Here is a 25,571-nt window from a genome sequence, read left to right on the forward strand (position 1 = left end):
CGCCCCCCCCCCCCCCCCCCCCCCCTTTTTCTGTTTCCGGGGTGTGGGTTTGTTTTTTTGGGGGGCCTTTGTATCCTATTATTCTAAAAAAAACATAAAAAAAACACCCCCCCCCCCCCCCCACCCCCATCGAGAACCGCACACATAGCCATCAATCGGATATTTCATCGCTCGAAAGTATCCTTTGTGGACACTCAGGGGCTTGACGTATACCTCAGTAGCTCACGACCCTGAACCGAACAGCGGTTATGCGGCTTTGCCCGGACCCTTGCGCCTAGGTACAGGAAGGGGTCCTTCACTCGCGTTGAGGGGCTAAGGCTGCGGAGCCGAGTGTCATAAAAGGGTCGTTCAGGACATTTTTTGTCCTGAACGACCCTTTCATGACACTCGGGGGCCGACCGGCTCACTTCACGGCGCGGGCGGGAGCGGAGTGTCCACCACCAGGTCGAACGCCAGCCCGCTGGAGCCCTCTCCCCGGCCGGCACCTCGCCGCGCGCTGAGCCAGACGACGGCGCGCCCGTCGTGCCAGCGTGTCCGGCTGTAGGCCAGGGTGACTCGCGTGCCCGCCCGGGTCACCTCCTCCTCGTGGACGAAGTACTGCGGTTTCCCACCGGCCGGGAGTTCGTCGAGCCCCACCCGGAGCAGGCTCGTGCGCGGCCGCACGGGTGTCGCGTCGACGACGCTCGGCATGGCCGCCCGCTGCAACCGGACCTCGCGGTTGTCCCCCGGTTCGTGCACCGCGATGAACGGGATCCAGTGCCCCGGCACGGAGTTCATCGCGACGTACGAGATCGGCGCGCGTGGCGGGTCTTCGGCGGCCGTGGCGGGAGCGGCGTCGTGCAGCCGCTGCCGGAACGTGGTGACCTCCGCGGCCGCCTCGCTTCCCCGGCGCGGTTCGCCGGCTGGCGTGCTCACGGTCTGTTCGATACCCCAGACGAGGTTCGCGTTCTCGTCGCGGATCAGCAGCACCTCTTCCAGCGCGGGTCCTTCGGTCACCTTCGGCACGCTCGGCGGGAGGAAGAGATCCGTGTCGGCCCGGACGTCCTCGGGGCCGAGGGTGTCCAGGGTGAACATCGACCAGCGCTTCCACTCCTCGTCGCGTCCGTCGCCCGCCGGGGTGATCCACTGCTTCTCCCCGAACACGTCGGTGACGAACAGTCCCTGGATCCTGGACAACGTGCCCGCCGGGAGGTCGCACGGCACCTGGTACCAGTCGTTGGAGAACACCAGGGCGAATTCGAGGAAGACCAGCCGCGCCAGGTCGGTGCTGTCCGGGCGGACTGCGGCGAAGTTGGTCTTCCCGTCCTCCTGCGCCCACCAGCGCGGCAACGGCATCCCGGAATAGCGGACCGGGGCGGGGAACACCGTCCGCGTGAGCGTCGGCTCCGGCGGTTTCGTCCCGCCGAGCGGGTTCTTCGGGTCGACCGAAAAGGCGTGCCACTCCAGGGTTCCGCCGGGATATTCGGGGGCGGCCAGTTTCTTCTCCCCGCCCGGCGTCGAAGCGGCCACCGAGAAGCGGTGCTCGAGCCTGCCCGGATCCCAGGTCGCGCCGGCCGCCGACGGCTGGTCGATCAGCTTCTCGTACCAGGCCACCAGGCGCTTTCCCAGTTTCCGCAGCGTCTGGCGGTGCAGGATCGCGCCGAGACCGAGGCCTTCGTCGGCGTCCCGTCCGGCTTTGAGGTGCTGGTAGAACAGGTAGCCGTCCATCCGGCGCCCGGAGATCGCCTGCATGGTGGCCCAGACCTCGGGATGCGCCAGCTTCGCGACGTCGTCCGCCCGCGCGGCGTCGGGCAGCGCGATGGGATACCGCTCGACGTAGAACTTCTTGAACCCCAGCACTTGGCCGAGCAGTCCCCCGGCGGAGTCCAGCAGCTTCAGCCAGTGGCGGCCGATCGCGAGCCGCAGATCGAACGCGACCTTCTCGCTCCCGGGGGTGCCGTACGCGAGCGGCAGCCGTCGCCGCTCCGCGACAGTCTCAAGTGGACGGTCACCGGTCAGGTCCTGTGGTTGCCCCTGCGGTGCCCGGAACCGCGTGGGACGTGACGGCGAGACGGCGTAGGTCACGGTGACCGGGCTCCCCGCGTTCGCGCCGCGGAACTCGCCGAGCTGCCACTGCCGCGTGAGCATCCACAAAGGATCCCGGACCTCCGCGCGCAACGCCCGGTCGAAGCCGACGGTGCGGGGCCTGCCCTCCAGCCTGGTGAACGACGACGGTTCGGTCATGACGTGGCCTTCCGATGCGCGACGGCTGGGAGCAGCTGCCCCAGTTCGGTGTCCGCCAGGTGATCCGGTTCGACCGCGCGGATCTTCGCCAGGCCGAAGGTTTCGGTGATCGCCTCGAGGAGCAGTTCCGGGGTCCAGGTCCCGTCCGGCTCCGGTACCGGCGGGACGACGAGCAGCATGGTCTGCGGCGGTTCGGAATCCGGGCCGTCGTAGTGCAGCGCGATCCCGGTGGTCTCGCGGACGGCGGGGATCACTTCGGTCCATTCGTCGAGCAGGAGCCCGCATTGGCTGTCGTTGCCCAGCGAAGCCTTGTAGTGCGCGGTGTACAGCAGCCTGTCCTGATCGAGTTGCTCGTCCACCTTGGTGGGGTCGAAGAACTCCATGGCCAGCCAGTGGTCGTCCTCGACGTACGGAAGCTGGACCGGGGTCAGTTCCGGTTCCCGCCAGCCGAGGATCTCGGTGCCGAGCAGACCGCCTGGAGCGAGCAAAGCGCCTGCCAGCTGCACCGTTTTCTCCCACAGCCGCGGCTTTTCGCGGACCCGCGCCATTCCGTGCAGCCAGTCGTCCACCGGGAAGTCGCGGCCGTTCGGGTCGTCGATGTCGTCGGGCTTCAGGTGAGCGACCAGCTCCCGGCTGTCGGCGCGCGCGTCACGCCAGCGGTCGAGGACCTCTTCGGACGGTGTGAATTCGGGGACGACCAGGACGTCCTCCCCGAGCAATGCCTTGAGGACGTCGATGCCGGCCCGCACCCGGTCCGGTCCGGTCACGGCCTTGTCGCGGACCGCCAGCAGCTTCTCGGCGGCCTGCTTCCGCCCGCCCTCGCCGATGAGCTCGGTCTCAAGCTTTCCCGCTCGTGCCAGCAGTTCCCGGCCGTAGGCGACGACCTGGTCTTCGAACGGCTTCAGCGAAAGGCCTGCCGGGTCGATGTCGGTGAGCGGCAGCTGCCGCGCCACGGCGGCGAGCAGCCCGCTCAGGGTCGGTTCCGACGTCTCCTTGAGCTCGGCCAGGCGGTCGAGGCGGATCTCGAATCTCGTCCGCGCCGCACGCACCCGCACCCGCATCCGGAACGGCGTCGTCTCACGCGGCTCCGGCTTGGTCACGAGCAGCCGCTCCGCCTGTTCGAGGATCCTGAACCGTTCACCGTCCGATGTGGACGAAGGCAGGGCCTCGTACTGATCGAGCAGGAGGTTCGCGGCCGTGAGCGAGCGGCCCATCCTGGCCGCCACTTCGGCGACCGCGTCGAGAACGGCGGCGAAGACACCACCACGCCACAGCGAAAGCTCACCCCAGCCGCTGACCACGACACCGAAGTCGCCCGCGGCTCTGGCCAGTTTCGCGTACCTGGCGAGAAAGTCGTCGATCTCGTCGAGGATCTCGCCGCCGTCCGGATAGTGCGCGCCGAGGTCGGTCAGGAATTCGGTGACATCGCCGCCGAGGTCCGTCAGGGACTCCAGCACCGCGACCTGGCGCTCCCGGCTCAGCGACACGGCTTCGTCCGCGATGCTCTCGACCTTCGCCGTACCGGCCGCGGGGACGAGGTCGGTCGGCCGCAGCGGCCTGGCCGTCGTCAGCAGCGACCGCAGGGCACCGATGAGCGGGGACAGCTCGAAGAAGCTGACCTTGCGGGGAACCCTTCGCGTGTAGTGGATTTCGAGTTTCGCGTCCGGACGCGGCCGGGACTTCTCGATGACGACACCGAGGATCCGGTCGTCGAGGTCGGTCGCCTCCGCGTTCTCCGCCGGGGGAACCGCCCACAGCAGGTCGAGCCGCTGCAATCCGGCCTCGGCCTGGGTCACCACGCGGCTCTCCGGCTCCGCCTCGTCCGGATGGGCAGGATCCTTCCAGGTGACCAGCGCGGCCACCTCGGACGGCGACGGCAGCACGTCGCCGAGCCATTGGTCGACCGCCGGTTCCGCCCTGGCCCGCGGGTTGTTCCGCCCCAGCGGCGGCGCGCCGTGGTCGGGACCGAGGCCGGGGGTGAACTGCAACCCGAGCCGGTGGGTGAGCGTGGTCCCGCTGCGCGGCGTTTCGACCACCGCGGGCTCGGGCAGGACACCGCCCTTCGCGTAGGAGTCCAGCGTGGCGGCCGCGCGTTCTGTGTTGCCCTGCAGCACCTGGTGCGTGCCCTCGGCGACCACGAGGTCCGCCAGCGCGTCGTGCGCGTTCATCAGGGCGCCGACTTCGATGCCGATGTCCGCGAGTTCGCCGGGGTCGGTGACCTCGGGCAGTCCTTTGATCTTGTACGGGTAGACCCGTTCGTCCTTCTTCAGGGTCTCCAGGTGGCGGATCAGGGCGAGACCGTCGACGACGTTGCCCGCGTCGATCTGTTCGACGCTCGCCGGCGCTTCCGGCCCCTTCGACGGTGGAGCCGTTTCGGTGATCTTGTTCGCCATCAAGGGAAAGTTCAGCCGGAGCCCGGCGATGATCTTGTCGAGCCCGATCCGCCGGTCGTGCAGCCCGCGCTCGAAGCGGTAACCCAGCAACGCGCCCGGCGACTGGCCCTGCCGCATTCCGTCCAGCAGCGACACCGCGACGCGGACCCGGTCCGAGCTCAGGTTCACCGCGAACGTGCTGTCCACGCGCTGCTTGCCGTTGGCGAGGAAACCCGCCCGCAGCACCGCCGCCGTCCGGGCGTGGGCGGGCGACGGCGCGTGGACGTAGCCGCCGTTGTTCTCGTCGTACGGCAATGGCTCCGTGCCGAAGATCGCCGGCAGGCCCGGGGGAAGCGGCTTCGTGGCCGGCGCCGGGCCGCGCGTGATGTTCTCCAGCCAGCCGTACGCCCCGAGGTGCAGGCCTCGTTTCGGCGCGCCACCGGCGGGGTCGCGGCGCAGTTCCGCCAGCCGCTCGTTGACCAGCCCGAGGCGCCAGGCGTCGAGCCGGTAGGTGGCGCAGTCGAGGTGTTCGGCGAACACCCGCTCCAGCCTGGCCGTCGGCAGGTCCGCGAGCAGGTCGACGGCGGCGAGTTGCTCGGACCGGTCGGCGGCGGGGCCCAGGAGCACGGCGTGCCGCGCGAGCAGGTACAGCAACGCGGCCGGCAGGACGTTGTCGGTGAAGCCCTCCTGTTCGCGCACCGTCTCGAGGTCGGTTCCGCCGTAGTGGGCAAGCCAGTCCAAGTAGTTTCCTTCAGGCGCGTACGCCCGGATCTTGTCCACTTCGGACAGTGGCCGGTCGTCGACGACCGGGAGTCCCAGTAGCTCCGCTTGCTCCTCGAACACCTGCTTCAGGAGGTCGGGGTCGCCGTCGTGATGCCCGAACCGGGCCAGCGTCGTGGTGAGTTCGGCGACCCAGCGCGGATCTTCGAAGCTCTGGGTGTTCCGGCTGTGGTACTCGGCCGACGTCGGGTGCAGCGCGAGGATGTCGAGGAGCTTCTGGTGCGGGTCGCCGCCGGGCGAGTCGAGGTGCTGGACCCGCCCGAGCGCGGCCTCCCAGTGCGCCGACACCTGCTTCAGCACCTCGTTCAGCGCCGCACGATGCGGTGCGGTGGCGGGAAAGGCGAGTTTGGTGAACACCGTCGTGGGCAGGATCCCGTACGGCTGCCTGCCGATCTTGACCACGGGCAGCGGGCCGCGTCCGGAAACGTGTTCGAGGAAGAACTTCCGCGTCTGCGCGAGCTGTTCCTCGGTGAGCACGCCGTTGAGCAGCGCCGTGAGGTAGTGACCCCAGGTGGCGGGCCACAGCGCGGTGTGCGCCGCCCGGGCGTCACGGCGGTCGGCGCCCTCGGCGTTCGGCACTCCGGCCAGTACCGCCGGGTCGATGCCGAGCAGTTCGGCGAACCACTCGCCGTCGGTCTTGGTGGTCCAGTCCTCGGCGGCCGACGCGAACCCGGACGCCGTGGCGAGCGCGGATTCGGCCTCGGTCTTCGGATCCTGACCCGCCGACGCCTGTTCGGAGTTGTTCGTCGGCGTGCCCTGCGGAAGGAAGGCGAACCCGGCGGGCGTGCGGATCTGGTCGGCGAGCAGCCTGCCCCAGTCCGATGCCGACTTCTCCGGGGTCGCCTGCTCACGGAGGCCGAGCACCACGAGCCTGTCGAGCCCTTGTTCGAAGGACGTTTCCAGGCCGATCCGGATGCCCATCCCGACTTCTTCCGCCGCCTTGAAGTCGGTCAGCCAGGCCAGCGCGTCCGGGATCCGCAGCGCGCCGGTCTCCTCGGTGACTTTGAGCTGCTTGTCCTTGCCGGTTCCCGGATCGGGGCTGACCGCGAGTTCCGGTTCGACCGGCCCGCCGCTCTCGGCGAACACGCGGGTGCCGCCGACGTAGCCGTACGCGGTGAACTTGTCCGGCAGCAGTTTCGCCGTCGCGGCCACGGTCCAGGAGTCGTCCGCGATCTCGCCTGGCGGCAGCGGGGTGAGTTCCAGGAACGCCACCACCACCTTGCTGCCCGTCGCCGACGGCGCACTGTCCATACCGGACGGACGACGGTCACGGATCGTTTTCGCCCGCGCGGACCCGACGGCGGCGATCAGCGCGATGTCGGCGTCCCGGATCTTCTCCTGGTCGCCGTGCGCACTCCAGACAGCGGTCCAGTACGTCACCGTCGGCGGGCGGTCTTCCGCCACGACAGGCCGCGGCGTGACGACCACGAGCACCGCCGTGCCGACGGGAACCCCGGTCGGCCGGTCGGCCGGATTGGCGGGTTCGTAGGTCCGCGCCAGCCAGGCCGCTCGTCCGGCCGGCACGCGCGCGACGAAGTGCCGCCACGCCGCCTGCTCGCCGGCCGGGGCGCCGCCGGAAGCCCAGAGGGTGGTCCGGTACGCGTCCAGCGCGGCGAGTTCGGCGCGGGTCGGTTTGGGCTCGAACTTGTCGACGGACCACTCGTCGGGGAACACCCGCACGAGCAGTTCTCGCCCCACGTACCGGGTTTCGACCCGCACCGGTCCGAGCAGCACCGGGAAATCAAGGTTGAGGTCGGGCATCCCGCAACATCTCCTGTGCGTGCACGGCCACCAGGACCGGTGCCTGGAAAAGGATGTAGGCGACGTCGGCGGCACTGACGCCGGGTGCCCACTCGGTGATGAACTCGTCGTCCTCTCGCTGCCGGATCTTTTCCTGGTCCTCGGTTTCGAGGAGTTCGTCGAGGTGGACCACGACCCCGCGGTCGAACCGCACGAATCCGCTGCCGGGGGTCCCCGGATCGAGGTGCCCCCAGGTGGCGTCGTTCCAGACCTCGACTTCGGGCAGTTCGCCGGGCGGTGGTTCGTCCAGGCCGAAGCGCGGGTCGCCGGGCCGTTCCTTGAGCACGAAGAACCAGCCGAGCCCGTCCGCCCCGCCGGAACGGGCCTCTTTCTCGCTCAGCGGGAAGCCGAGCAGGGAGAGATCCGGGGAGACTTTGGCTTCGTAGACCGGAAGGCGGACCAGGTCGTCGCTCAGCGGAACGTTCGCCGGGACGGGCGCGATGGTGCGCTCGCCGGACATGTCCGGAGTGCCGTCCCGCTTCAGCGGCCAGACGGCCTTGTGCGCGTAGATCGAGACGTTCGGGTACTTCTTGAGCAGCTCGCCGCGGATCACCAGGACGAGGTCCTTCTCCTGCTTCTCACCCGGCTTCGGCGGCAGACGGCGGTGGTTGTTCTCGCCGAGCTTCGCGGTTTTGTCCCAGCGATGCAGCGGCGGGATGTCGTAGAGCCTTTCCCGCCATGCCTCCCGTGACTCACCTGGCTGCAGCACCACCGGCCGCGGGTCCCAGAACTGCCGGAACGGTGTCCCGCGCTGGTCGGTCGGGAACTCGCGCCAGAGCATTTCGCGTGCCATTTCGTGGTTGAGCCCGATCAGGTAGGACTCGATGAACTGACGGTTGTTCTCCAGCAGGGTGATCGAGTTCTCCGGCAGCAGCCCGATGTTGGGCACGAAGGTCTCGACGGAGAACTTCAGCAATTCCTCGTACATCGGCATGTCGAACACCGGGTAGGCGAGGATCTCGACCAGGTCCTTGCCGGTGTCCGCGCCGATGGCGAGCCTCAGCCGCTCCGGCAGGTTCATCGACGCCACCAGGTTCTCCAGCACGGTCTTCTCCGCACGCAGACCGTCGAGCATGTCGTCGATCGTCTCGATCACGCCGAGCGCTTCGTCGACGGGTCCGGCGGCCACGCGCCGGGCCATGCCGAACGAAGCGGTGGTGACCGGCGGCGCGACCTTGGGCCGCGCGGCGAAGACCTCCTTGCGGTCGATCCGGTCCACCAGCAGGTCGAACCGGTTCCCGTCGGTCAACAACCGTTTGCGCAGCCGCGAACCCGGCCGGGTGATCCGGCGCATCGGCGCGGACATCGGCGCGGCGGCGACCCGGCTTCTGTCCACTTTGTACCCGACGGCGAACAGCTCCGGCTCGGCGTCCCCGGCCGCGGCCCTGGCGAACGCGGTCGTGGCTCGTTCGAGCACCCGCCCGTGCGCCGGTGCCGTCAGCGTCAGCGCCTTCGCAGGCACGGGCCCGTCGTCAAGTGCCGTCGTGTCGGGGGCGTACGGCTCGACATGCTTGCCGTGCAACGCGTTCCCGATCTGACGGCCCAGCTGCGCGGCCCGGATGAGCGCGTTCGCCCGTTGGATGTCGCCGAGCTGGTTCCACGCGGCCGCCATGAACTCCTCTTGCCGGGCTTGGACGACCTTCGTGCCGAACTGGGCGGCGACGCGGTGGCGCGGGTCGAGATTGAGCCGGTGCACCCAGTTGCGCAGTCGTTCGGCCTCCACCGGCTGCCCGTTCTCGGTCAGCAGGGTCTGGGTCAGCGCGGGCCAGCAGCCGTACAACGGCGGGGTGATCACCGGATCGGGCTCGTTCTCCACCGTGGAGACCCCGGCTTCGGCGGCTTCCGAGTTCGCCTCCTGCGGCGGTTTCTTCCGGTACGCGTCGGCCAGATTGATGAACCCGGCCATCGCTCGCTGCCACTGGTTCGGGTACGGCGAGGCCCGTTCGGTGTGGTAGCCGTCCCAGTTCTCGTAGTCGTCGGGATGGCCGTCTGTTTTGGGGAGCTGGAGTGCTCCACCGAGTTTCAGCACCCCGTACGGCTGAGTCGAGGTGGTGAGCTCGGGAAGGTCGTAGATCTTGCGGTGCGCGTCGAGGTCACGCCTGCCCACCGGGTCGTCGGCCTCGTAGGGCTTCAGCAGCCGCACGAGGAACTCGAAGTCGCCGACGGTGCTCGTCGTGAAGGACCAGCGGTGGTAGTACGGCAGCACGACGTCGCCGGATCCGGTGCCCCAGCTCGGTTTCGTCGCGGAAAGGTCGACCGGGACGGGTTCGCCGAGCCCCGTGAGCCTGCCCGCTTCGAACGCGGGCACCAGGAAGGCGTGGTAGGTCGTGCTGGGCTTCAGATGTCGCGGGCAGAGCACCCGCGAGCAGGCGCTGTCCGGTGCCTCGCGCAGCACCCGGCCCAGGTTTTCCAGTGTCCGCGCCATGTCGTCGCCTTCGACGGCGATCCTGCCGTCGAGTTCCCCGTTGACGTGGACGTGCGCCCAGGCGCCGAGTTCGCCCGGCGGTTGGAGCGCCTGCGGGGTCTTCACGGTGATGAACGGCAACGGCTTGTCCGGGACGAGGCCGTCCTCGAATTCGGCCGGGTTCTCCGACAGCACGACCAGCGCGAGCCACGGTGCCAGCCGTTTCGTCGTGTCGACCGGTCTCGCGGGGCTGTACCGCCAGGGGAAGTCCTCGTCGTAGAACTCGATGTGGGCCAGGAAGTTCGGCTCGAAATTGGTGATGCCCGGCCTCGGCTCGGTACGGGAAACGGCTCGCGGATCGACGCCGACGACGTCACCCGGGCCGTAGAGCTGCAGCGACTGGGTGAATTCGCTGACCAGCGCGGGCTTTCCGTCCTCGATCGCGTCGCCGGTCAGTCTCAGCCCGATCGGGATGGTCGCGCGCGGCCCGACGGCGTCACCGGCGATCCGGGTGGTCAGCCCGGTCCGCAGCCACGGCAGGAAGGAGTAGGCGTTCGCGCTCACGAACCGCCTCCGAACTTCTCGGAACTCTTCGTCAGCTCGGTCTTCTGCCCGGCCGCCGCCTGCCCGGACCGCGCGACGCCGCCGACGACGAGGACGGCGTTCCCGGCGGCGACGGCGGCGAAGCCCCACCGTCCTTCGACCAGCCCTGGCAACGGTTTCCACTCACCCGCCGCGTATCGCAGGGCACTGCGGTAGCCGGCCTCGTTCGCGAGGTCGTCGGCGCCACCGATGACGACGACGGCTCCCCCGTCGACCGCGACGGCCCGATGGAAGGCCCGCCCACCCGGCAGGGGTTTGGCGTCCTTCCACGAACCCGCCGCGCCGATCAGGTCGAACACTTCGGCGGTAGCACGCGCGAACGGGTCGAACGCGCCGTCTCCGGTCACTCCCGGCGCCTTGCCACCGGTGACCAGCACGGAGGTGGCGGACAACGCCGTCGCCGTATGGCCGCTGCGGGGATGGCGCATGGTCGCCGCGGGCGACCACGGCGAAGCGCCCGCCGCGGCTTCGGAGTCGTAGAGCTCGCAAAAGGCCAGCGCCGGGTCTTCCGCCGTGCCGACCGGCACACTTCCGCCGCACACCAGGACTTTCTTGCCGAGGACCACCGCGATGTGGCCCGTGCGCGCGTCGGTCATCTCCCCCGCCGTCGCCCAGGATCCCGTGCCCGCCGGGTCGAACAGTTCGGCCGAGCGCAGCGCCACGGCCTTCCCGTCCGGCCGGAGCGTGCTGCCCCCGGCCACCAGTACCTTCCCGCCGACGAGTACCGCGCTGTGTCCCCAGCGCGCCGTCTTCATCGGCGTCGCGACCGGCGTCCACTTGCCCGTCCCCGGGTCGAACAGCTCGGCCGTCGCGAGCGCGGGACCGCCCGCGGCGCTGATCCCGCCCGTGACGAGCGCCTTCCCGCCGGGCAACGGGGTCAGCGCGTGCAGTTGCCGCGCGGTGCCGAGGGTGAGGGGGTCCGACCACTTGGTGGTGTCGAAGTCGAAGACGGCGCTTTGTTTGACCCCTGCCGAAAGCGCGTCCGAGCCTCCGGCGAAGAGCGCCTTCTTGCCGCCTTCGAGCAGAATGGGGCCATCATGCTGACCCGCCCAGGTCACGGCCGCGAGATAGTCGGGCGCGGTCGGTTCGGCCGCGAGCTTCGGACTGGTCATGGAAGCGGTCCCTTCGCTGGTCATGACAGGTAGATCTCGGCCGTCGCGGAGAGTTCGGCGGGTTCCGGCCCCGGCGCGGAGGCCCCGGCGCGGGTCAGGCCGCCCGCGACGAACACGCGGCCGTCCGCCAGGTCGACGGCCGCGAAATCCCAGCGGCCGTCGGCGGGTGCGCCGGTCGCCCGCCAGGTGCCGGAGCCGGGATCGAAGGCCACCGTGGCCCGGTAGCCCGCGGTCGCGCCGGGGCGGCCGACGCCCCCGATCACGACCGCGCCGATCGGTGTGGCGACGCAGCGGTGCCCGCTCCGGCCGCCGCCGGGCAGCTCGGCGACCCTGGACCAGGTTCGGTCGGCAGGGCAGTAGATCTCCGCCGTGGCAACGCTTTCCGGCCGGTACGGGCGCCCTCCGACGGCGTCTCCGCCGGTGACGAGCACGCGCCCGTCCGGCAACACGGTCGCCTGGTGCCCCTTGCGGGGAACGGCGAGTCCGCCGGTCGGGAGCCATTCCTTCGTGGCGAGGTCGTAGATCTCGCAGGTGGCCAGCGCCCGCTCGCCCTGTCCCGTCGGCACCGCGCCGCCGACGACGAGCACGCCCGTCACCTTCTCGGTCTTCTCGTCGGTGAGGAGGACGGCCTGATGGCCGGTGCGGGCGTCGGTCATCGGCAGGATCGGCGTCCACCGGAGCGTCCGGGGGTCCAGCAGCTCGGCCGAGGCCAGCGCCGCGCCCCGCGCCGATACGCCCCCGGTGACGAGCACCTGGGCGCCGACCGGCGTCGCGGTGTGACCGGACCGGGCGGTGGCCAGGTTTCCCGCGTCCGCCCAGGTCTTCGTGGCCGGGTCGAACACCTCGGCCGACGCCAGCGGTGCGCCGTCCGCGCCTTGCCCGCCCGCCGCCACGACCCTTCCGTCGGCGAATCGCGCGGTGCCGTGCCGCAGCCTCGCCGACTTCAACCGCGAGACCCCGGCTTCCCAGCTCACCGAGACCGGATCGAACAACGCCGTGGTGGTCACCGGTTTCCCGGACGCGTCGGCGCCGCCGACGACGAGCACCTTGCCCGCGACGAGGCGAACCGCGCCGGCACCGGACGCCGAAGACGGCGGCTCACCCGCGGACGACCACGTGCCCGGCTCGGTCACGCCCGCGCCTCCGGCCTCGGTGCGGCGCAGGACGTGCAGCTGCCCGGCGAGGCTCGCGTCGGCGGCGATCCAGTCCGCCATCGCGTCGGCCGCGCTCGCTTCGCTCCGGAAGTTCGCCAGCGTCGACCCGGCCTTCGACGGCGGGAACGCCTGCAGGTTGTTACGGCGGTACGCGACGACGAAACGATCACCGGTGACGAGCACCGTCTCGTCCGGAGTGAACGGCTGACGCAAGCGGGTTTCGTGCTGGGACAACGGCGAACGCGCGGTGCTGCTGCCGTCGAGCAGCGTCCGGAACACCGCGGGCGGCGGGCTGTACAGCTTCGGCGCGGCGGGCGCCTTGGCCGCCATCCGGACCCGGCGACGGCGCATACCCAGCGTGGTCACCGCTTCCGGCCGCTCATTGTCCACTATGTACAGTTCGTATCGCGCGCTGCGACGGACCGCCCTCGGCGAGGCGATGGCGCCCTTTTCCGCGACCAGCTCCAATCCGGCGTTCTGATCCTCGTAGGCGGCGCGGGAAAGCTTGGCCGCGTCGTCGGAATCCTGGAACTGCCCCATGGCGAACTTGTCACCGGTGATCGACGCCCGTTCCATCCCGCTGCCGGGAATCGGGACGACACCGAACCGTTTGCCGTCACTGGGCCGCTGCGCGCCGACGCGATCGATCCGGACGTCGAGCGGGATCGCGCGCTGATGGATGAACAGCGAGCCCAGCGGGTGCAGTACCGGATCGCCGGTCCCCGGCAGTTGCCGCAGGGTGACGAGTGGGTTGAACCCGCCGGCGGGCAGCCGGGTCCGCCAGCCCTCGGTCTTGCGGACCTCGTTCTCCAGCAGCCCGAGCACCGCCACCGGTGGCAGCGCCGTGTCGCGCTCCTCGCCCCAGGTGATGTCGAAGTCCGCCGAGATCTCGAAGAACAGCAACGAGATCGACCCGCGGCCGTGCGCGCGCCACGGGGTCGGCCCTTCCAGCTGGAAGTCGAGATCGATGCCGAACACCCCGACCCCGAACGCCTTCAGCGAGACACCCGCGGAGATCTGGATGATGAACGAGAACGGCGAGAACCGGAACAGCGCGTCGAAGGCGAGGTGCCCCTCGATGCCGAAGCCGCCGAAACCCAGGCGGAGTTCGGCCTTGGCGCCGAACTGGGCGGTGTTGCTGGTGACCGCGAAATAACCGGACACTCGGATCAGCCGTCCCGGCGAGTTCAGGATGTCGATGGACAGTCTCGGCGGCACCGGGAACGGCAGCGGCGGTGGCTTGAACGACGGGTGGAAACCGCCGACGCTGAGCACGAAGTCCGGGTTGTCGCTCCAGTCGACGAGCAGACCCATCCCGCCCTCGATGGTCATCCACAGGATGCGTGAGTCGAAGAGCTGGGCGTAGAACCACAGTCTCGACTTGTCGACCTGGAGCGCGCCGATGAAGTTGACCTGCAGTTTCAGCAGGGCGACGTCTTCACTGGGCAGCACGCATTTCAGCACTCCGAGGATCGCGACGTTACCCGGCGGGATCTCCACGATCACCCCGAGCGAGACGGTGACCAGCGCCGGTGTCCCCCAGCCGATCTTCGCCATCGGCCCGATCAGGAACCGGCCTTCCTCCGGCGGGAAGAACCGCCTGAGGTCACTGATGATCCGCGGCGCGTTCGCGATGACGTCCTTGGGGAACATCACCGATTCGACGCCGCCGTTGACCACGCCGTCGAGCAGCGCGGCGAAGTCCATCCGCCGGTTCAGCCCGAGCACCCCGCCGACGCCGAGCAGCGTGAACCCGAACCCGAGCTGGACGCCGCCGCCCCCGAACTCGGTCGCGATCACGATCAGCAGCGAGAAACCGTTGGAGCCGTCCGGCATCCGCGTGGTGATCAGCCCGATGGCCTTGAGCTCGACCAGTCCGGCGAACTCCAGCTCCAGCGCGCCCGCGTACTCCCCGCGATCCGGGTCGAAGTACAGGTACCCGCCGCCCGAGACGATCCCGGCGTCGACCGACAGCCCGACCCCCTTGGGCGGTTTGAACCCGAGCGACAGGTCGACCGGCCCCAGGTTGCCGTCGTTGCCCGGTTTGAAGGCGAGATCGGCGGTGAGCCCGATCTGCTCCACCACCGCCGTGATCGGGCCGAGTCCGGCCTTGAACGTCGTCCCGAGACCGATCGGGATCCCGTCCCCCGACGGCGACGCGGAGATCGTGAATCCCTGGATCTCGAGCGGCCCCAGCTTGAGGTGCGCCGCGAAGTTCGCCTCGAGATTCGCCGAACCGCGGAAGTAGAACCCGTGCGCGTGCGAGATCCCGACGACGAGGTCGCCGCCGACGGTGAACCCGTCGCCGGGGATCAGCTTTCCGATGAAGCCGTCGGCCCCGCCAGGGGTGAAGACGAACTCGAGCCCCTTGATCTCGAACTCGGCGAAAACGTCGACACCGTCACTGATCCGGACGCCCCCGGTCGCGGCGATCTTGTGGAACTGCAGCCTCGTGCCGTCCTTCGAGCCGATCAGGAGAGTGGGCTCGGCCGCCTTGTCCCCGCGCTCGACGGTCAACTCGATCGCGCCGTCGACCTTGCCGGGTGAGTCCTTTTCGAAACCGACGACGGTCTCGATCCCTCGGCCGGGGCGGATCCGGAGGGCGATGCCGCCTTCGAAATCGAGCTCGCTCCGGATGAGAAGGGTGAGGTCGCCGGTCAAGGGCAGGTTGGCGCCGAGGGAACCGGTGAAGTACGGCAGCAGCGCCAATCCCGGCGGGACGCCGTCGGCCCCCGGTAGTTCGATCAGCCGGATTTCGGCCGCCAGCCGCCGGTTCTGGGCGAGGAGCCGTTCGAAAACAGTGCCCGTGACCGCCCTGGCCAACGGTGCCGTCTGATCGTGCTCGATGTCCCGCAGTACCGCGGCGGTCTTCGACGGCAACGTCCGCACGTCGACGTCCACCCCGAGGCTCATCAGAAGGTTGTCGACCTGCGAAGCCAGCGCGGCGAAGTCGAAGTCCGCTTCGCCCCAGGCGAAAGCGTCCTTGAGCACCTGCCCCGGGTCGCCGAGCAATCGGGGAAGTGCGGCCGGATCGAAGGTGACGTGCGCGTACGGCGGGCGATTACCGGCCGCCGGCGCGTATTTTCCTTTGATCACACCGACACTGCTCAGCCCGAAACCGAGGGCGGGATGGTGGCGTCGCAGGTACGTGACGATCAGGAAGTCGAGCACCTGACCGGGGAACTTCTCCCGGAACCCGTCCACCCGCAAGGACTCCGGGATCGCCGAATCCGGCGCGGCGGCGATCCCGTTGACACCGGCGATGACGGCCCGCACCGCGCTGAGCACCCGGGCCACGGCATCGGCGTCGAACTCGGCTTCGATCCCGGAGGACGGGCTTCCACCGACGGTGACGCCTCCCTCGCCGAGCAGGCCGTGCAGGGAGTCCGTGAGGGTGTCGAGCCCCGCCGTGAGTCCGGACAGCGCGGGCGGAACGGCATCCACCCGCCAGCCCAGCTTCTGCATGAAGACGATGAACGCCTCCGGTGAGCGCACGGCGTCACGCAGCGGGAGAGTGGCCTGCCCTATCCCGGCGAGGATCTTCTCGAACATGCCCGGCCCGGCCATTTCACAGCTCCCCTGGGTAGAAGGCGGCACTGAGAATCGCGTGATAGCCCGGATCCACCCGGTTGACGATCAGCCATTTACAGACGTAACAGAAGGCGCCGGCGTCTTGGCCGACCTCCGTCCAGAAGTTCCCCTCACCGATGTGGTTGCGCATCTTGCACGACCCGGAGGGCCGGTAGAAGCCACCGGAAAACTCGTTCCCGCCTTCGAAGAAGCCGATCGTCCTGGTCGAGTTGCAAGGTGGCGCGAACCCTTCGATGTCCTGGGGCTTGTCGTCCTTGTCCCGGACGTGATCGTGGTCCTCGTCCAGGTTGATCGGGCCCTTCACCACGAAGATCCGCTCCTTCACCTTCGGGTGCACGATGGGAACCACCGCACCGTTCTGGTTCTTGAGCGGCACGTAGACCACGGACCCACGCGCGTACACGGGCAGCGGTGAGGCCGCCCCGGTCAGGACGAAGGTGCCTTTCGTCCGATCGACGGCGCTCACCTTCAGCCCGGTGAGGAGCTGACCAGCGGCCTTGTTCAAGGGAAGCTGCCGCCCCTGGAGGGTGATCGAGAAATTGCGCAGATGGACTTCGAGCCCGTCCTTTTCCGCCTGCGCCCATTTGCCGATGTAGCGAGGATCGATCGTCACCTTGATCCCGCCCGCGGCATTCTCCGAAGGCACCTGAAGCTTCGCCGACAGGACCGTTCTCGGCAGTTCGAGCCATTTGATCTTCGTCGGATCGATCAGCCTGCCGGGGGCGGGCGAACTCGGATCACGCAGGAATCCCAGCACCGCGAGGTTGTCGAAATCGACATCGGCCGTCTGCGTGGCCGCCCGGCCGTCGCCGTTCGCCGACTCGTATTCGTCACCGAGGTTGAAACTGTGCCCGAACTCGTGTGCCACGACATTCGCGACGCCCGCGATGTCCGGCACCACCCCGGCCAGCGGGTCACGGCGCCGCATCTCCCGTTTGTCGACGGTGTCCGCGTAGACGATCTGCAGCGTGAGCTCGCTGCCCATCGTCTGCGCGGCGGTGGTACGGGCGTCGATGTTCGACCCGCCCTGCAGGTCGTCGTAGCAGATCATGGCGACCAGGCCCCGGCTCGGTTTGAACTTCGTGGCGTCGGGCACCCAGTTCGGGCCGATGGGGTGGAACGGCGCGAACCCGTATCGCAGACCGCCGAGGTACCGCATGAGCGAGCCGCCGGGATTCTCCCGGTTACCCCCGTGGCGTTCCGGCGGATGCCGTCGCGGATCGGGGGTCAGCCCGCGGGTATTGCCGAAGTCGTAGAACTCGTAGACCCTCGCGACGAAAGCGCTGAGCGCCGGTGACGGGGTGTCCGCGGGCGGCGGGGTCACCTGAGGGGTCGAAGACCCGAACGGCCGATCGCCGGCACGCCTGCCGAGATACATACCGAAAACCGTGTCGCGCGCGTGCAGGATCCCTGCCGCGTCATGGGTCTTCCATCTGGCGATCAGCAGGCTGTCCACCAGGTTCGGGTCGAAATCCTTGAGGCTCTGCGTGATCCAGATCGACAGCGGGTCGAACCGGCTTTCGTTGTGCATCGGCAGGCCGACCCTGGCCACCAGTTGCTGCATCGTGTAGCTGGTTTCCTTCTCACCCGCTTTCCCGTTGAAAGGAATGGGGATCGCCTTGGAGAAATTCTCGTCCGTGACCCGGAAACCCGTAGTGAGATAGTGCTCGCGCGAGGGCAGGAAAGCCTTGAAGATGTTGAAGCTCCCTTCGAGCATCGCGTACGGCTCATGCCTCGGCTTGTCGAAGATGTCCTGCACGGTCTTGGTGACGACTTCGTCGAACAAGGCGCGATCGGCGGGATCGTCGATGAACCCTTCCGGGATGAAGACGATGTCGGCGAGGTCGTCCGCGTGCGCCACGTCGGGCGTCTGCACCGGGATCAGGTCCTGGCGGGCCTTCGCGTAGTCGACCACCCGCACCGGCAAGCCGTTCGTCACACCGAGAAAAGTGCCTTTGATCCCCGTCGGCAGAGTGGGATCCGTTGTTTCGGCGAGCCCGCGCAAACGGCCCTGCGGTGTTATCGCGAGCTTCGCCGGGTCGTCGGGAGTCAGCGTCACGTAGCCGTGCCCGGTGATGTCCCCGATTCGATCGGCGCCCGTGGCGTCGTCGCTGAACTTCGCGTAGAGCGACGGCTGCGCGTGCGCCACCCCCGGATTTCCCGGCCGATCCGGTTCGAACGCCGTGGTGATGGAGTCGTTGCCGAACCACCAGGACTCGGCGCGATCATGTACCTGCAGGCGGCCGACCAGGTAGGTCTCCCGCCAGCGCACCTGAAACAGGAAGACGCCCAGTTCCCTCGCGGTCACCAAGCCGGTCAGCGGATCGACGGACGGGAGACCTTCCAGCCGCTTCCCGACCTCTTTGTGAGGCGCGAAGAAATCGAAGGCGCATTCCTTGGTGATGTCCGCGAGCGCGTAGCGATCGGGTTTGCCGTCGTCGAAGGTCAGTGCTTGGAAGGACACCCGGAGCGGAGGTGTCCCGGTCCGCGCGACGTGCAGGTCGCAGTGCGGGAAGAACACCATGCCGATGGAAGTGACGGCCATTCCCCACCCCTTTTTCGGCGTCGCGGGAAATCCGGCGCGACACCGTCCGGTCGATCCGGTCCGATGCGGATGTTCATCAGCGTGGCCGCCGAACGGAGCAGCCGTCAACGCATGGCCCGATGAACTGCCCCATGAGGCGGCGGGCAGGGCGAACCTCGTTGTGGCAAGGTCGTTTCCGTGGACAGGGACGCGTATCTCGAAGGTGCGGTAAACGATCTGCTGAGCGGTGAAGACGCGACGCTCGACGACCGGATCGCGCACGCGGCGCTGTTGTTCGCCGCGTCCGGGGCGATGACGGAAGCCGACAGGCTGATCACGCATTGGCACGCGCTCACCGAACGTCCCGTCACCGCGCTCGTTCCCGGCGCCGTGCGGGCCCGCGCGTGGGCGATGCTCTTCGAGGCGTATGGCGCGCGGCCGGAATGGGCGGCCGCGCTGACTCCGCTCGATCTCGACGCCGAGGAACGTGCCCACGAGGAGTACCTCGCCCGGCGAGTGTCCGATCTGGACGGTCTGCTCGGCGGCTCCCCGATCGGCGAGGCCGTCTCCCATCTCGGGCCGTCGCGGCCGGACCGGTTACGTGAGGCCGTCGCGCGAGGCGACCTCGAGGGCTGGGCCGCGATCGCCTCGCGGCAGGGCCGCCCGGACGTCGCCGTGCTCGCCGCGTCGAGGCGGCTCGCGCCGCGGCTGGCCGCCGGAGCCGACCCGCTCGGGCTCGGCGAGTGGACGGGACTGTGCGCCGGGACGCTGGTCGCGGCGCTGTACGAGCGCTACCCGCCGGACACCGGATCGTGGCGCGAGATGATCGCGGGCATCCTCCGGCTGCGCGGCGGCGGCACCGCGCCTCCGGCGGCGTCACTCCGCACCATCGGCGCGGCCGAGACGCGGCTGGGGCTCCGGCTGCCCGGCGACTACCGCGAGTTCCTCCAGACCTGCGACGGGTTGCCGGCCGACGTCGTCTTCCCCCGGCTTCTCGGGACGGCGGAACTCCGCGCGGAAGGCGGCGTCGTCGTGATCGCGGACCCGGCCGTCGTCCTGCTCACCGCCGCCGGCGAACAGTGGCGGACGGTCGAGATCGACCCGGCTTTGGGCACGACCGTGCACCCGACGTTCCGGGCACTGCTGGAGCGGCACCTGCTGTTGCTGGCGCAGGCCGCGTAAGTCGTGAGTGGCGTTTCGGGTTCTCGCCCCTCACGAGACGCGAGGATGAGCGGGCGGATCCTTCACGACATCCCACGACCGCGAAAACTCACGTGAGCGCCCGACTGGAGTCCTCACTACTCACGAGGTGCAGTACCGGCGATGTCACGTGACTGACCGGACGACACGACCGCGGCCGGGTTCCGCCACAAGCCGTCCGTCCAGTCACGCGTGTCGTCCCTCCAAGCACGCGTGTCGTCCGTTCAGTCACGCGAAACCGCCACTCGCGCACCGGCAGCACGTACCTAAGCCACCCTTGGCCGAAACCTCACGAGGCCTCAGGCTTCGCCGCGCTTCTTACGCTCGGTGTACTCCCGCATCCGCTTCGGGTAGCCGACCCTGGCGACCTCGTACACGGGGATCGACCGTTTGCGGCCGAACTGCTGCGCCGCGTCCAGGCTCTCGATCCGGCGTCTGGTCCACTCGCCGTCATGGGCGATGAGGACGACGGTGGTCTCCGTGACGTTGGTCTTGGGCTCCACATATGCCTCGACACCGGTCCTCGAAGAGGCCCACTCTTCGAGGTGTTTGAAGTCGTTTGAAGAGGCTTTCCGCAGCGTACCGGGCTTTTGCCCGCCTTTGGAGCGCCGGCGCAGCGAGTCGAACAGACCCACTCCGACCACCTCACTTCCCACTCGTGTCCGATGTCCATTATCCCGACTCGGGCGTGTGCTCCCCGTGGTGACCCACGCGGGCCGTGTCCCGTGGGTCACAGGACGCGGCCTAGGTCGCAGGCTCTCCACACGTAGTGACAAGATGGCAAGTGTCCGCGCGCGCGTATACCGCGCGAAGCGGCGCCAGAGCTCCACCCCTACCGCTTGCCGAGGAGTTATTGAAGTGACCGACACCTCCGCCGACCTTGTGATCCTGGGTGGCGGATCGGGCGGCTACGCCGCCGCGTTCCGCGCGGCCGAGCTGGGCCTTTCCGTCACCCTGATCGAAAAGGACAAGCTTGGCGGGACGTGCCTCCACCGAGGCTGCATCCCGACCAAGGCCCTCCTGCACGCGGCGGAGGTCGCCGACGAGACCCGCGACGCCGAGACCTTCGGTGTCAAGGCCGTGCTGGAAGGCATCGACATCGCCGGGGTCAACAAGTACAAGGACGGGATCGTCTCCCGCCTGTACAAGGGCCTCCAGGGCCTGGCCAAGGCGCACAAGGTGAACCTCGTCGAGGGCACCGGAACGTTCGTCGGCGGTACGACCGTCGAGGTCGAAGGCACCCGCTACACCGGCAAGAACGTCATCCTCGCCACCGGCTCGTACTCGAAGACGCTGCCCGGCCTCGAGCTGGGCGGCCGCATCATCGCGAGCGAGCAGGCGCTTTCGCTGGACTACATCCCGAAGAAGGTCATCGTCCTCGGCGGTGGTGTCATCGGTGTCGAATTCGCGTCCGTCTGGGCGTCCTTCGGCGTCGACGTCACCATCGTGGAGGCGCTGCCCCGCCTGGTCCCGAACGAGGACGAGTACGCGTCCAAGCAGCTGGAGCGCGCTTTCCGTCGTCGCAAGATCGGCTTCAAGACCGGTGTCCGGTTCACCGGTGCCAAGCAGGACGACAACGGTGTGAGCGTGTCGCTGGAGTCCGGCGAGACGCTGGAAGCCGACCTGCTGCTGGTCGCCGTGGGCCGCGGCCCGAACTCGGCCGGGCACGGGTACGAGGAGGCCGGCGTCAAGATGGAGCGCGGTTTCGTCCTCACCGACGACCGCCTGCGCACCAACCTGCCGAACGTCTACGCCGTCGGTGACATCGTCCCCGGCCTGCAGCTCGCGCACCGCGGGTTCCAGCAGGGCATCTTCGTCGCGGAAGAGATCGCCGGCCAGGAGCCGCGCGTGATCGACGAGAGCGGCATCCCGCGCGTCACCTACTCGCACCCCGAGGTCGCTTCGGTCGGGCTCACCGAGTCTCAGGCGAAGGAGAAGTACGGCTCCGACGTCACCACCTTCACCTACGACCTCGGCGGCAACGGCAAGAGCCAGATCCTCAAGACCTCCGGTGGGGTCAAGCTGATCAAGGCTCCGGAAGGGCCGGTCGTCGGCGTGCACATGGTGGGCGACCGCGTCGGCGAGCTGATCGGCGAAGCGCAGCTGATCTACAGCTGGGAGGCGTTCCCCGAGGACGTGGCTCCCCTCATCCACGCGCACCCCACCCAGACCGAGGCCCTCGGTGAAGCGTTCCTCGCCCTCGCGGGCAAGCCGCTGCACGTCCACAGCTGACGTCTCACCGTCGAAGAATCAGACCAAGCAAGACATATCAAGGGAGTCAGCGAACGATGGCCTACTCCGTCACGTTGCCGGAGCTCGGTGAGAGCGTCACCGAGGGCACCGTCACCCGGTGGTTGAAGCAGGAGGGCGACACCGTCGAGGTCGACGAGCCGTTGCTCGAGATCTCCACGGACAAGGTCGACACCGAGGTCCCGTCCCCGGTCGCCGGCAAGGTCGTGAAGATCAGCGCGCAGGAAGACGAGACCGTCGAGGTCGGCGGCGAGCTCGCCGTCATCGACGACGGGACCGGCGGGGTGCCGGAGTCCTCCGGTTCCGCCGAGCGCGCCGCCGAAGAGGCGCAGCCCGAGCCCGAGCCGGAGCCCGCGCAGGAGGAGGCCGCCGCGCCGTCCCAGCCGGACACCGCGCCGGCTTCGGGTGGTGAAGGCACCGAGGTGAAGCTGCCCGAGCTGGGCGAGAGCGTCACCGAGGGCACCGTCACCCGGTGGCTCAAGCAGGTCGGCGAGAGCGTCGAGGTCGACGAGCCGCTGCTCGAGATCTCCACGGACAAGGTCGACACCGAGGTCCCGTCCCCGGTCGCCGGCACCGTGCTGGAGATCCGCGCCGGTGAAGACGAGACCGTCGAGGTCGGCGGGGTGCTCGCGGTGATCGGTGCCGCCGGTTCCGCCCCGGCGCCGAAGGCCGAGCCGAAGCCGGAACCCAAGCCCGAGCCGAAGCCGGAACCGAAGCCCGAGCCCAAGGCCGAAGCGGCGCCCGCGCCGAAGCCCGCCCCGGCTCCTCAGGCCGCCCCGGCTCCCAAGGCCGAGGCCCCGAAGCCGGCGGCGAGCAGCGACAACGGCTCGGACAACGCGCCGTACGTGACGCCGCTGGTCCGCAAGCTCGCTTCGGAGCACGGCATCGACCTGTCGTCGCTGACCGGCAGCGGTGTCGGTGGCCGCATCCGCAAGCAGGACGTGCTCGCGGCCGCCGAGGCCAAGCAGAAGGCCGCGCCGGCTCCCGCCGCGCAGCCCGCTGCCGCCGCCCCGGCTCCCGCCGCCGCCCCGTCGGCTCCGCGCAAGGCCGCGGTTTCGCCGGAGCTCGCCGCTCTGCGCGGCACCGTGCAGAAGGCCAGCCGGATCCGTCAGATCACCGCCACGAAGACCCGCGAGTCGCTGCAGATTTCCGCGCAGCTCACGCAGGTCCACGAGGTGGACGTCACGAAGGTCGCCAAGCTGCGTCAGCGGGCGAAGGCCGCCTTCAAGGAGCGCGAGGGCGTCAACCTGACGTTCCTGCCGTTCTTCGCGAAGGCCACCGTCGAGGCGCTCAAGCAGCACCCGAACGTCAACGCGTCCTACAACGAGGACACGAAGGAGATCACCTACCACGGTGCGGTGCACCTGGGGATCGCGGTGGACACCGAAAAGGGTCTGCTGTCGGTGGTCATCCACGACGCGGGTGAGCTCAGCCTCGCCGGTCTCGCGCACCGCATCGCGGACCTCGCGGGCCGCGCGCGTTCGGGCCAGATCAAGCCGGACGAGCTTTCGGGCGGCACCTTCACGATCACGAACATCGGCTCCAACGGAGCCCTGTTCGACACGCCGATCATCGTGCAGCCGCAGTCCGGCATGCTCGGTACCGGCGCGGTCGTGAAGCGCCCGGTCGTGATCGCGGACGCCGACGGCAACGACACGATCGCCGTCCGGTCGATGGCGTTCCTGCCGCTGACCTACGACCACCGCCTGGTGGACGGGGCCGACGCGGGCCGCTTCGTCACGACGATCAAGCAGCGTCTGGAAGAGGGCAACTTCGAGGACGAGCTCGGTCTCTGATCCTCCGGTAGCCGATCAAGGCCCTCGTCCCGCTTCGGCGGGGCGAGGGCCTTCTTCTTTCTCTCCGCAATTCGTCACCTACTTGCGAGGGTTTGACAGGCACCCTGGACTCTAGTATTCCGGAATTACGGAAAACAAGAGGGAGGATGTCACCCATGCTGACAAGACGCCATCTGCTGGCGGGCGCCGCCGCGGGATCGGCCGCGTTGCTGCTGCCGGGAATCGCGAGCGCCGCCCCGCCGGACACGTCGACGCAACAAGGCTGGCTCGACTGGATCGCCGCGCGACGCCGAGACGTCTCGATCGTGATCGACGACGGCGCGGGCCGCCGGGCCGCCCACAACGCCGGCACCCGGCGTCTGCTGGCGTCCTCGATCAAGGTCGTGCACCTCAGTGCGTACGCCGCGGCCGTCTCCGAGGGCAGACTCGATCCGGACGAACAGATCCGGGTCGGTGACTGGGACGCCCACCATCCGTTCGTCTCCGACGGCCGCGCGCATTTCCACGCGCTCAACTGGCTGGGTGTCCCCTGCGACGACTACGGCATCGCCAAGGATCCCGGCCAGCGTGTCCCGCTGGCGAGGCTCCCGGAAGCGATGATCTTCTTCAGCGACAACGCGGCCACCGATTACCTCCGCACCCGCCTCGGCGACCCCGCTCTCCGGCTCGCGGCGGCACGCGGCGGCTGGGCGAGGCCGGACACCCGTTCGCTGGGCGGCGAAGTCCTGATGCTGATGCTGCCGGAGTACGCGCCCCCGCCCGGCAGCCCGGTCGCGGTCCGCCGGGCGATGGGCGACGCGGTCGCGCGCCGGTTCGTCCGCGATCCGGGGTTCCGTGCCGAAGCCTTCGCCCGCATCCCGGGCATGCCGTCCACTCCGGAGGCGCAGTGGCCGTGGGTCAAGGGTCACGGCGCCGGTACCGCGGCAGAGCTGTTCTCTCTCCACCGCGGTATCGCCAGGGGTCTCTACCCGCAGGCCCGCGAGATCCTCGCGAAGCCGCTCGCGGACCGCGTCCCGCCCGGCGCGAGCGAAGTGCTCATCAAGGACGGCGCCCTGCCGCGAACACTCACCATGGGGCTCTCCGTCCGCTGGCCGGGCGGTCGCTCGGGCACGGCGGCCGTCCTGCTCGACGGCGTGACCGACCAGGACACACTGAACGAGCTGCCGCTCATCGACCTCGTGCTCGCGGCGCTATCGGACCCGGCGCGGTTCAGCGCCCTGGAACGAGCGCTCCACTGAGGCGACGGTATAGATAACCGGTATGGACGCTGAGCTCGCCGAACGGATCGCGGCCCTCGAAGCACGGGTCGCCGCGCTGGAAAACCAGCAGAGCGAGCACCAGGCCGAACCGGCGGCGAGCCCCGGCGGCCTGGTCGGCTACCACGGCGAACTGACCGAGCCCCTCGAACTGAGCTGGGCGATCAACGTCACGCCCGGCCCCATGCTGGCGTTCGCGGACGGGCCGCGGGTCGAAGTGCTCGCGGCCCTGTCCAGCACCGCGCGAGTGGCACTAGTGCGGACGCTGGCCGAGAAGGGCGCGCAGACCGCGCCCGCCCTGCAGGAGGCCGCCGAACTCGGGTCTCCGGGCCAGCTATACCACCACCTCAAGGCGCTGACCGGCGCCGGAATCGTCGAACAGGACAAACGCGGCAGTTACCGGCTCCGCCCCGCCGCGACGATCCCGGTGCTGGTGCTGCTCACCGCCGCCTCCGACGTCGCCGGGCAACTGAAGAACCTGAGCGTGCGACCGGATCGCGGATAGG

The 25,571-nt window shown here is 69.2% G+C and carries 12 protein-coding genes; 5 read left to right on the forward strand and 7 right to left on the reverse strand.

From position 1 onward, the window contains the following. Positions 1–408: 408 nt before the first annotated feature. The 6 genes from ACIHAO_RS41885 to ACIHAO_RS41910 are packed head-to-tail and all read right to left on the reverse strand — an operon-like array spanning position 409 to position 18,584. Positions 409–2,223 (reverse strand): hypothetical protein, encoded by a 1,815-nt coding sequence (locus ACIHAO_RS41885; protein ID WP_396567727.1) that lies wholly within the window; start codon positions 2,221–2,223, stop codon positions 409–411. Next, positions 2,220–7,136 carry a hypothetical protein gene (locus ACIHAO_RS41890; protein ID WP_396567729.1) on the reverse strand — a complete coding sequence of 1,639 codons (4,917 nt, stop codon included), beginning with the start codon at positions 7,134–7,136 and terminating at the stop codon, positions 2,220–2,222. The genes ACIHAO_RS41885 and ACIHAO_RS41890 overlap by 4 nt, the downstream gene beginning before the upstream one ends. After that, positions 7,117–10,143 (reverse strand): hypothetical protein, encoded by a 3,027-nt coding sequence (locus ACIHAO_RS41895; RefSeq protein ID WP_396567731.1) that lies wholly within the window; start codon positions 10,141–10,143, stop codon positions 7,117–7,119. Before ACIHAO_RS41895 ends, ACIHAO_RS41890 begins: the two co-directional genes overlap by 20 nt. Continuing rightward, a complete protein-coding gene (locus ACIHAO_RS41900; RefSeq protein ID WP_396567733.1) occupies positions 10,140–11,294 on the reverse strand; it encodes a Kelch repeat-containing protein in 1,155 nt (384 codons plus the stop codon). Before ACIHAO_RS41900 ends, ACIHAO_RS41895 begins: the two co-directional genes overlap by 4 nt. A gap of 20 nt (positions 11,295–11,314) precedes the next feature. Beyond that, positions 11,315–16,015 carry a DUF6603 domain-containing protein gene (locus tag ACIHAO_RS41905; RefSeq protein ID WP_396567735.1) on the reverse strand — a complete coding sequence of 1,567 codons (4,701 nt, stop codon included), beginning with the start codon at positions 16,013–16,015 and terminating at the stop codon, positions 11,315–11,317. Between the two features lies 1 nt (position 16,016). Continuing rightward, positions 16,017–18,584: a hypothetical protein gene (locus ACIHAO_RS41910; RefSeq protein ID WP_396567737.1), complete on the reverse strand. Its 2,568-nt coding sequence runs from the start codon at positions 18,582–18,584 to the stop codon at positions 16,017–16,019. A 177-nt stretch (positions 18,585–18,761) separates the two neighbouring features. On the opposite strand from ACIHAO_RS41910, the gene ACIHAO_RS41915 reads away from it, so the two are divergent. Beyond that, positions 18,762–19,745, forward strand: a complete 984-nt coding sequence (locus ACIHAO_RS41915; protein ID WP_396567739.1) for an SMI1/KNR4 family protein — start codon at positions 18,762–18,764, stop codon at positions 19,743–19,745. A 317-nt stretch (positions 19,746–20,062) separates the two neighbouring features. Here the strand turns inward: ACIHAO_RS41915 and ACIHAO_RS41920 are convergent, their stop codons facing one another. After that, on the reverse strand, positions 20,063–20,407 hold the full coding sequence (locus ACIHAO_RS41920) for an oxidoreductase (RefSeq protein WP_125787941.1): 345 nt from the start codon (positions 20,405–20,407) through the stop codon (positions 20,063–20,065). A 214-nt stretch (positions 20,408–20,621) separates the two neighbouring features. On the opposite strand from ACIHAO_RS41920, the gene lpdA reads away from it, so the two are divergent. From lpdA to ACIHAO_RS41940, 4 genes are all read left to right on the forward strand, one after another. Beyond that, on the forward strand, positions 20,622–21,995 hold the full coding sequence (gene lpdA / locus ACIHAO_RS41925) for a dihydrolipoyl dehydrogenase (protein WP_125794825.1): 1,374 nt from the start codon (positions 20,622–20,624) through the stop codon (positions 21,993–21,995). A 56-nt stretch (positions 21,996–22,051) separates the two neighbouring features. Further along, positions 22,052–23,809, forward strand: a complete 1,758-nt coding sequence (sucB, locus tag ACIHAO_RS41930; RefSeq protein WP_396567741.1) for a 2-oxoglutarate dehydrogenase, E2 component, dihydrolipoamide succinyltransferase — start codon at positions 22,052–22,054, stop codon at positions 23,807–23,809. Between the two features lie 155 nt (positions 23,810–23,964). After that, a complete protein-coding gene (locus tag ACIHAO_RS41935; RefSeq protein ID WP_396567743.1) occupies positions 23,965–25,047 on the forward strand; it encodes a serine hydrolase in 1,083 nt (360 codons plus the stop codon). Positions 25,048–25,069: 22 nt separating this feature from the next. Continuing rightward, positions 25,070–25,570, forward strand: coding sequence for an ArsR/SmtB family transcription factor (locus ACIHAO_RS41940; RefSeq protein ID WP_396567745.1), 501 nt, complete (start codon positions 25,070–25,072; stop codon positions 25,568–25,570). The last annotated feature ends 1 nt before the right edge of the window (position 25,571 follow it).

It is taken from the genome of Amycolatopsis sp. NPDC052450 (genome assembly GCF_044547565.1).
Lineage (GTDB): Bacteria > Actinomycetota > Actinomycetes > Mycobacteriales > Pseudonocardiaceae > Amycolatopsis.

Coding starts and splice junctions, on each gene's coding strand:
- ACIHAO_RS41900 (WP_396567733.1), bottom strand. CDS start 11,294: ATGACCAGTCCGAAGCTCGCGGCCGAACCGACCGCGCCCGACTATCTC.
- ACIHAO_RS41910 (WP_396567737.1), bottom strand. CDS start 18,584: ATGGCCGTCACTTCCATCGGCATGGTGTTCTTCCCGCACTGCGACCTG.
- ACIHAO_RS41905 (WP_396567735.1), bottom strand. CDS start 16,015: ATGGCCGGGCCGGGCATGTTCGAGAAGATCCTCGCCGGGATAGGGCAG.
- ACIHAO_RS41940 (WP_396567745.1), top strand. CDS start 25,070: ATGGACGCTGAGCTCGCCGAACGGATCGCGGCCCTCGAAGCACGGGTC.
- sucB (WP_396567741.1), top strand. CDS start 22,052: ATGGCCTACTCCGTCACGTTGCCGGAGCTCGGTGAGAGCGTCACCGAG.
- ACIHAO_RS41935 (WP_396567743.1), top strand. CDS start 23,965: ATGCTGACAAGACGCCATCTGCTGGCGGGCGCCGCCGCGGGATCGGCC.
- ACIHAO_RS41890 (WP_396567729.1), bottom strand. CDS start 7,136: ATGCCCGACCTCAACCTTGATTTCCCGGTGCTGCTCGGACCGGTGCGG.
- ACIHAO_RS41885 (WP_396567727.1), bottom strand. CDS start 2,223: ATGACCGAACCGTCGTCGTTCACCAGGCTGGAGGGCAGGCCCCGCACC.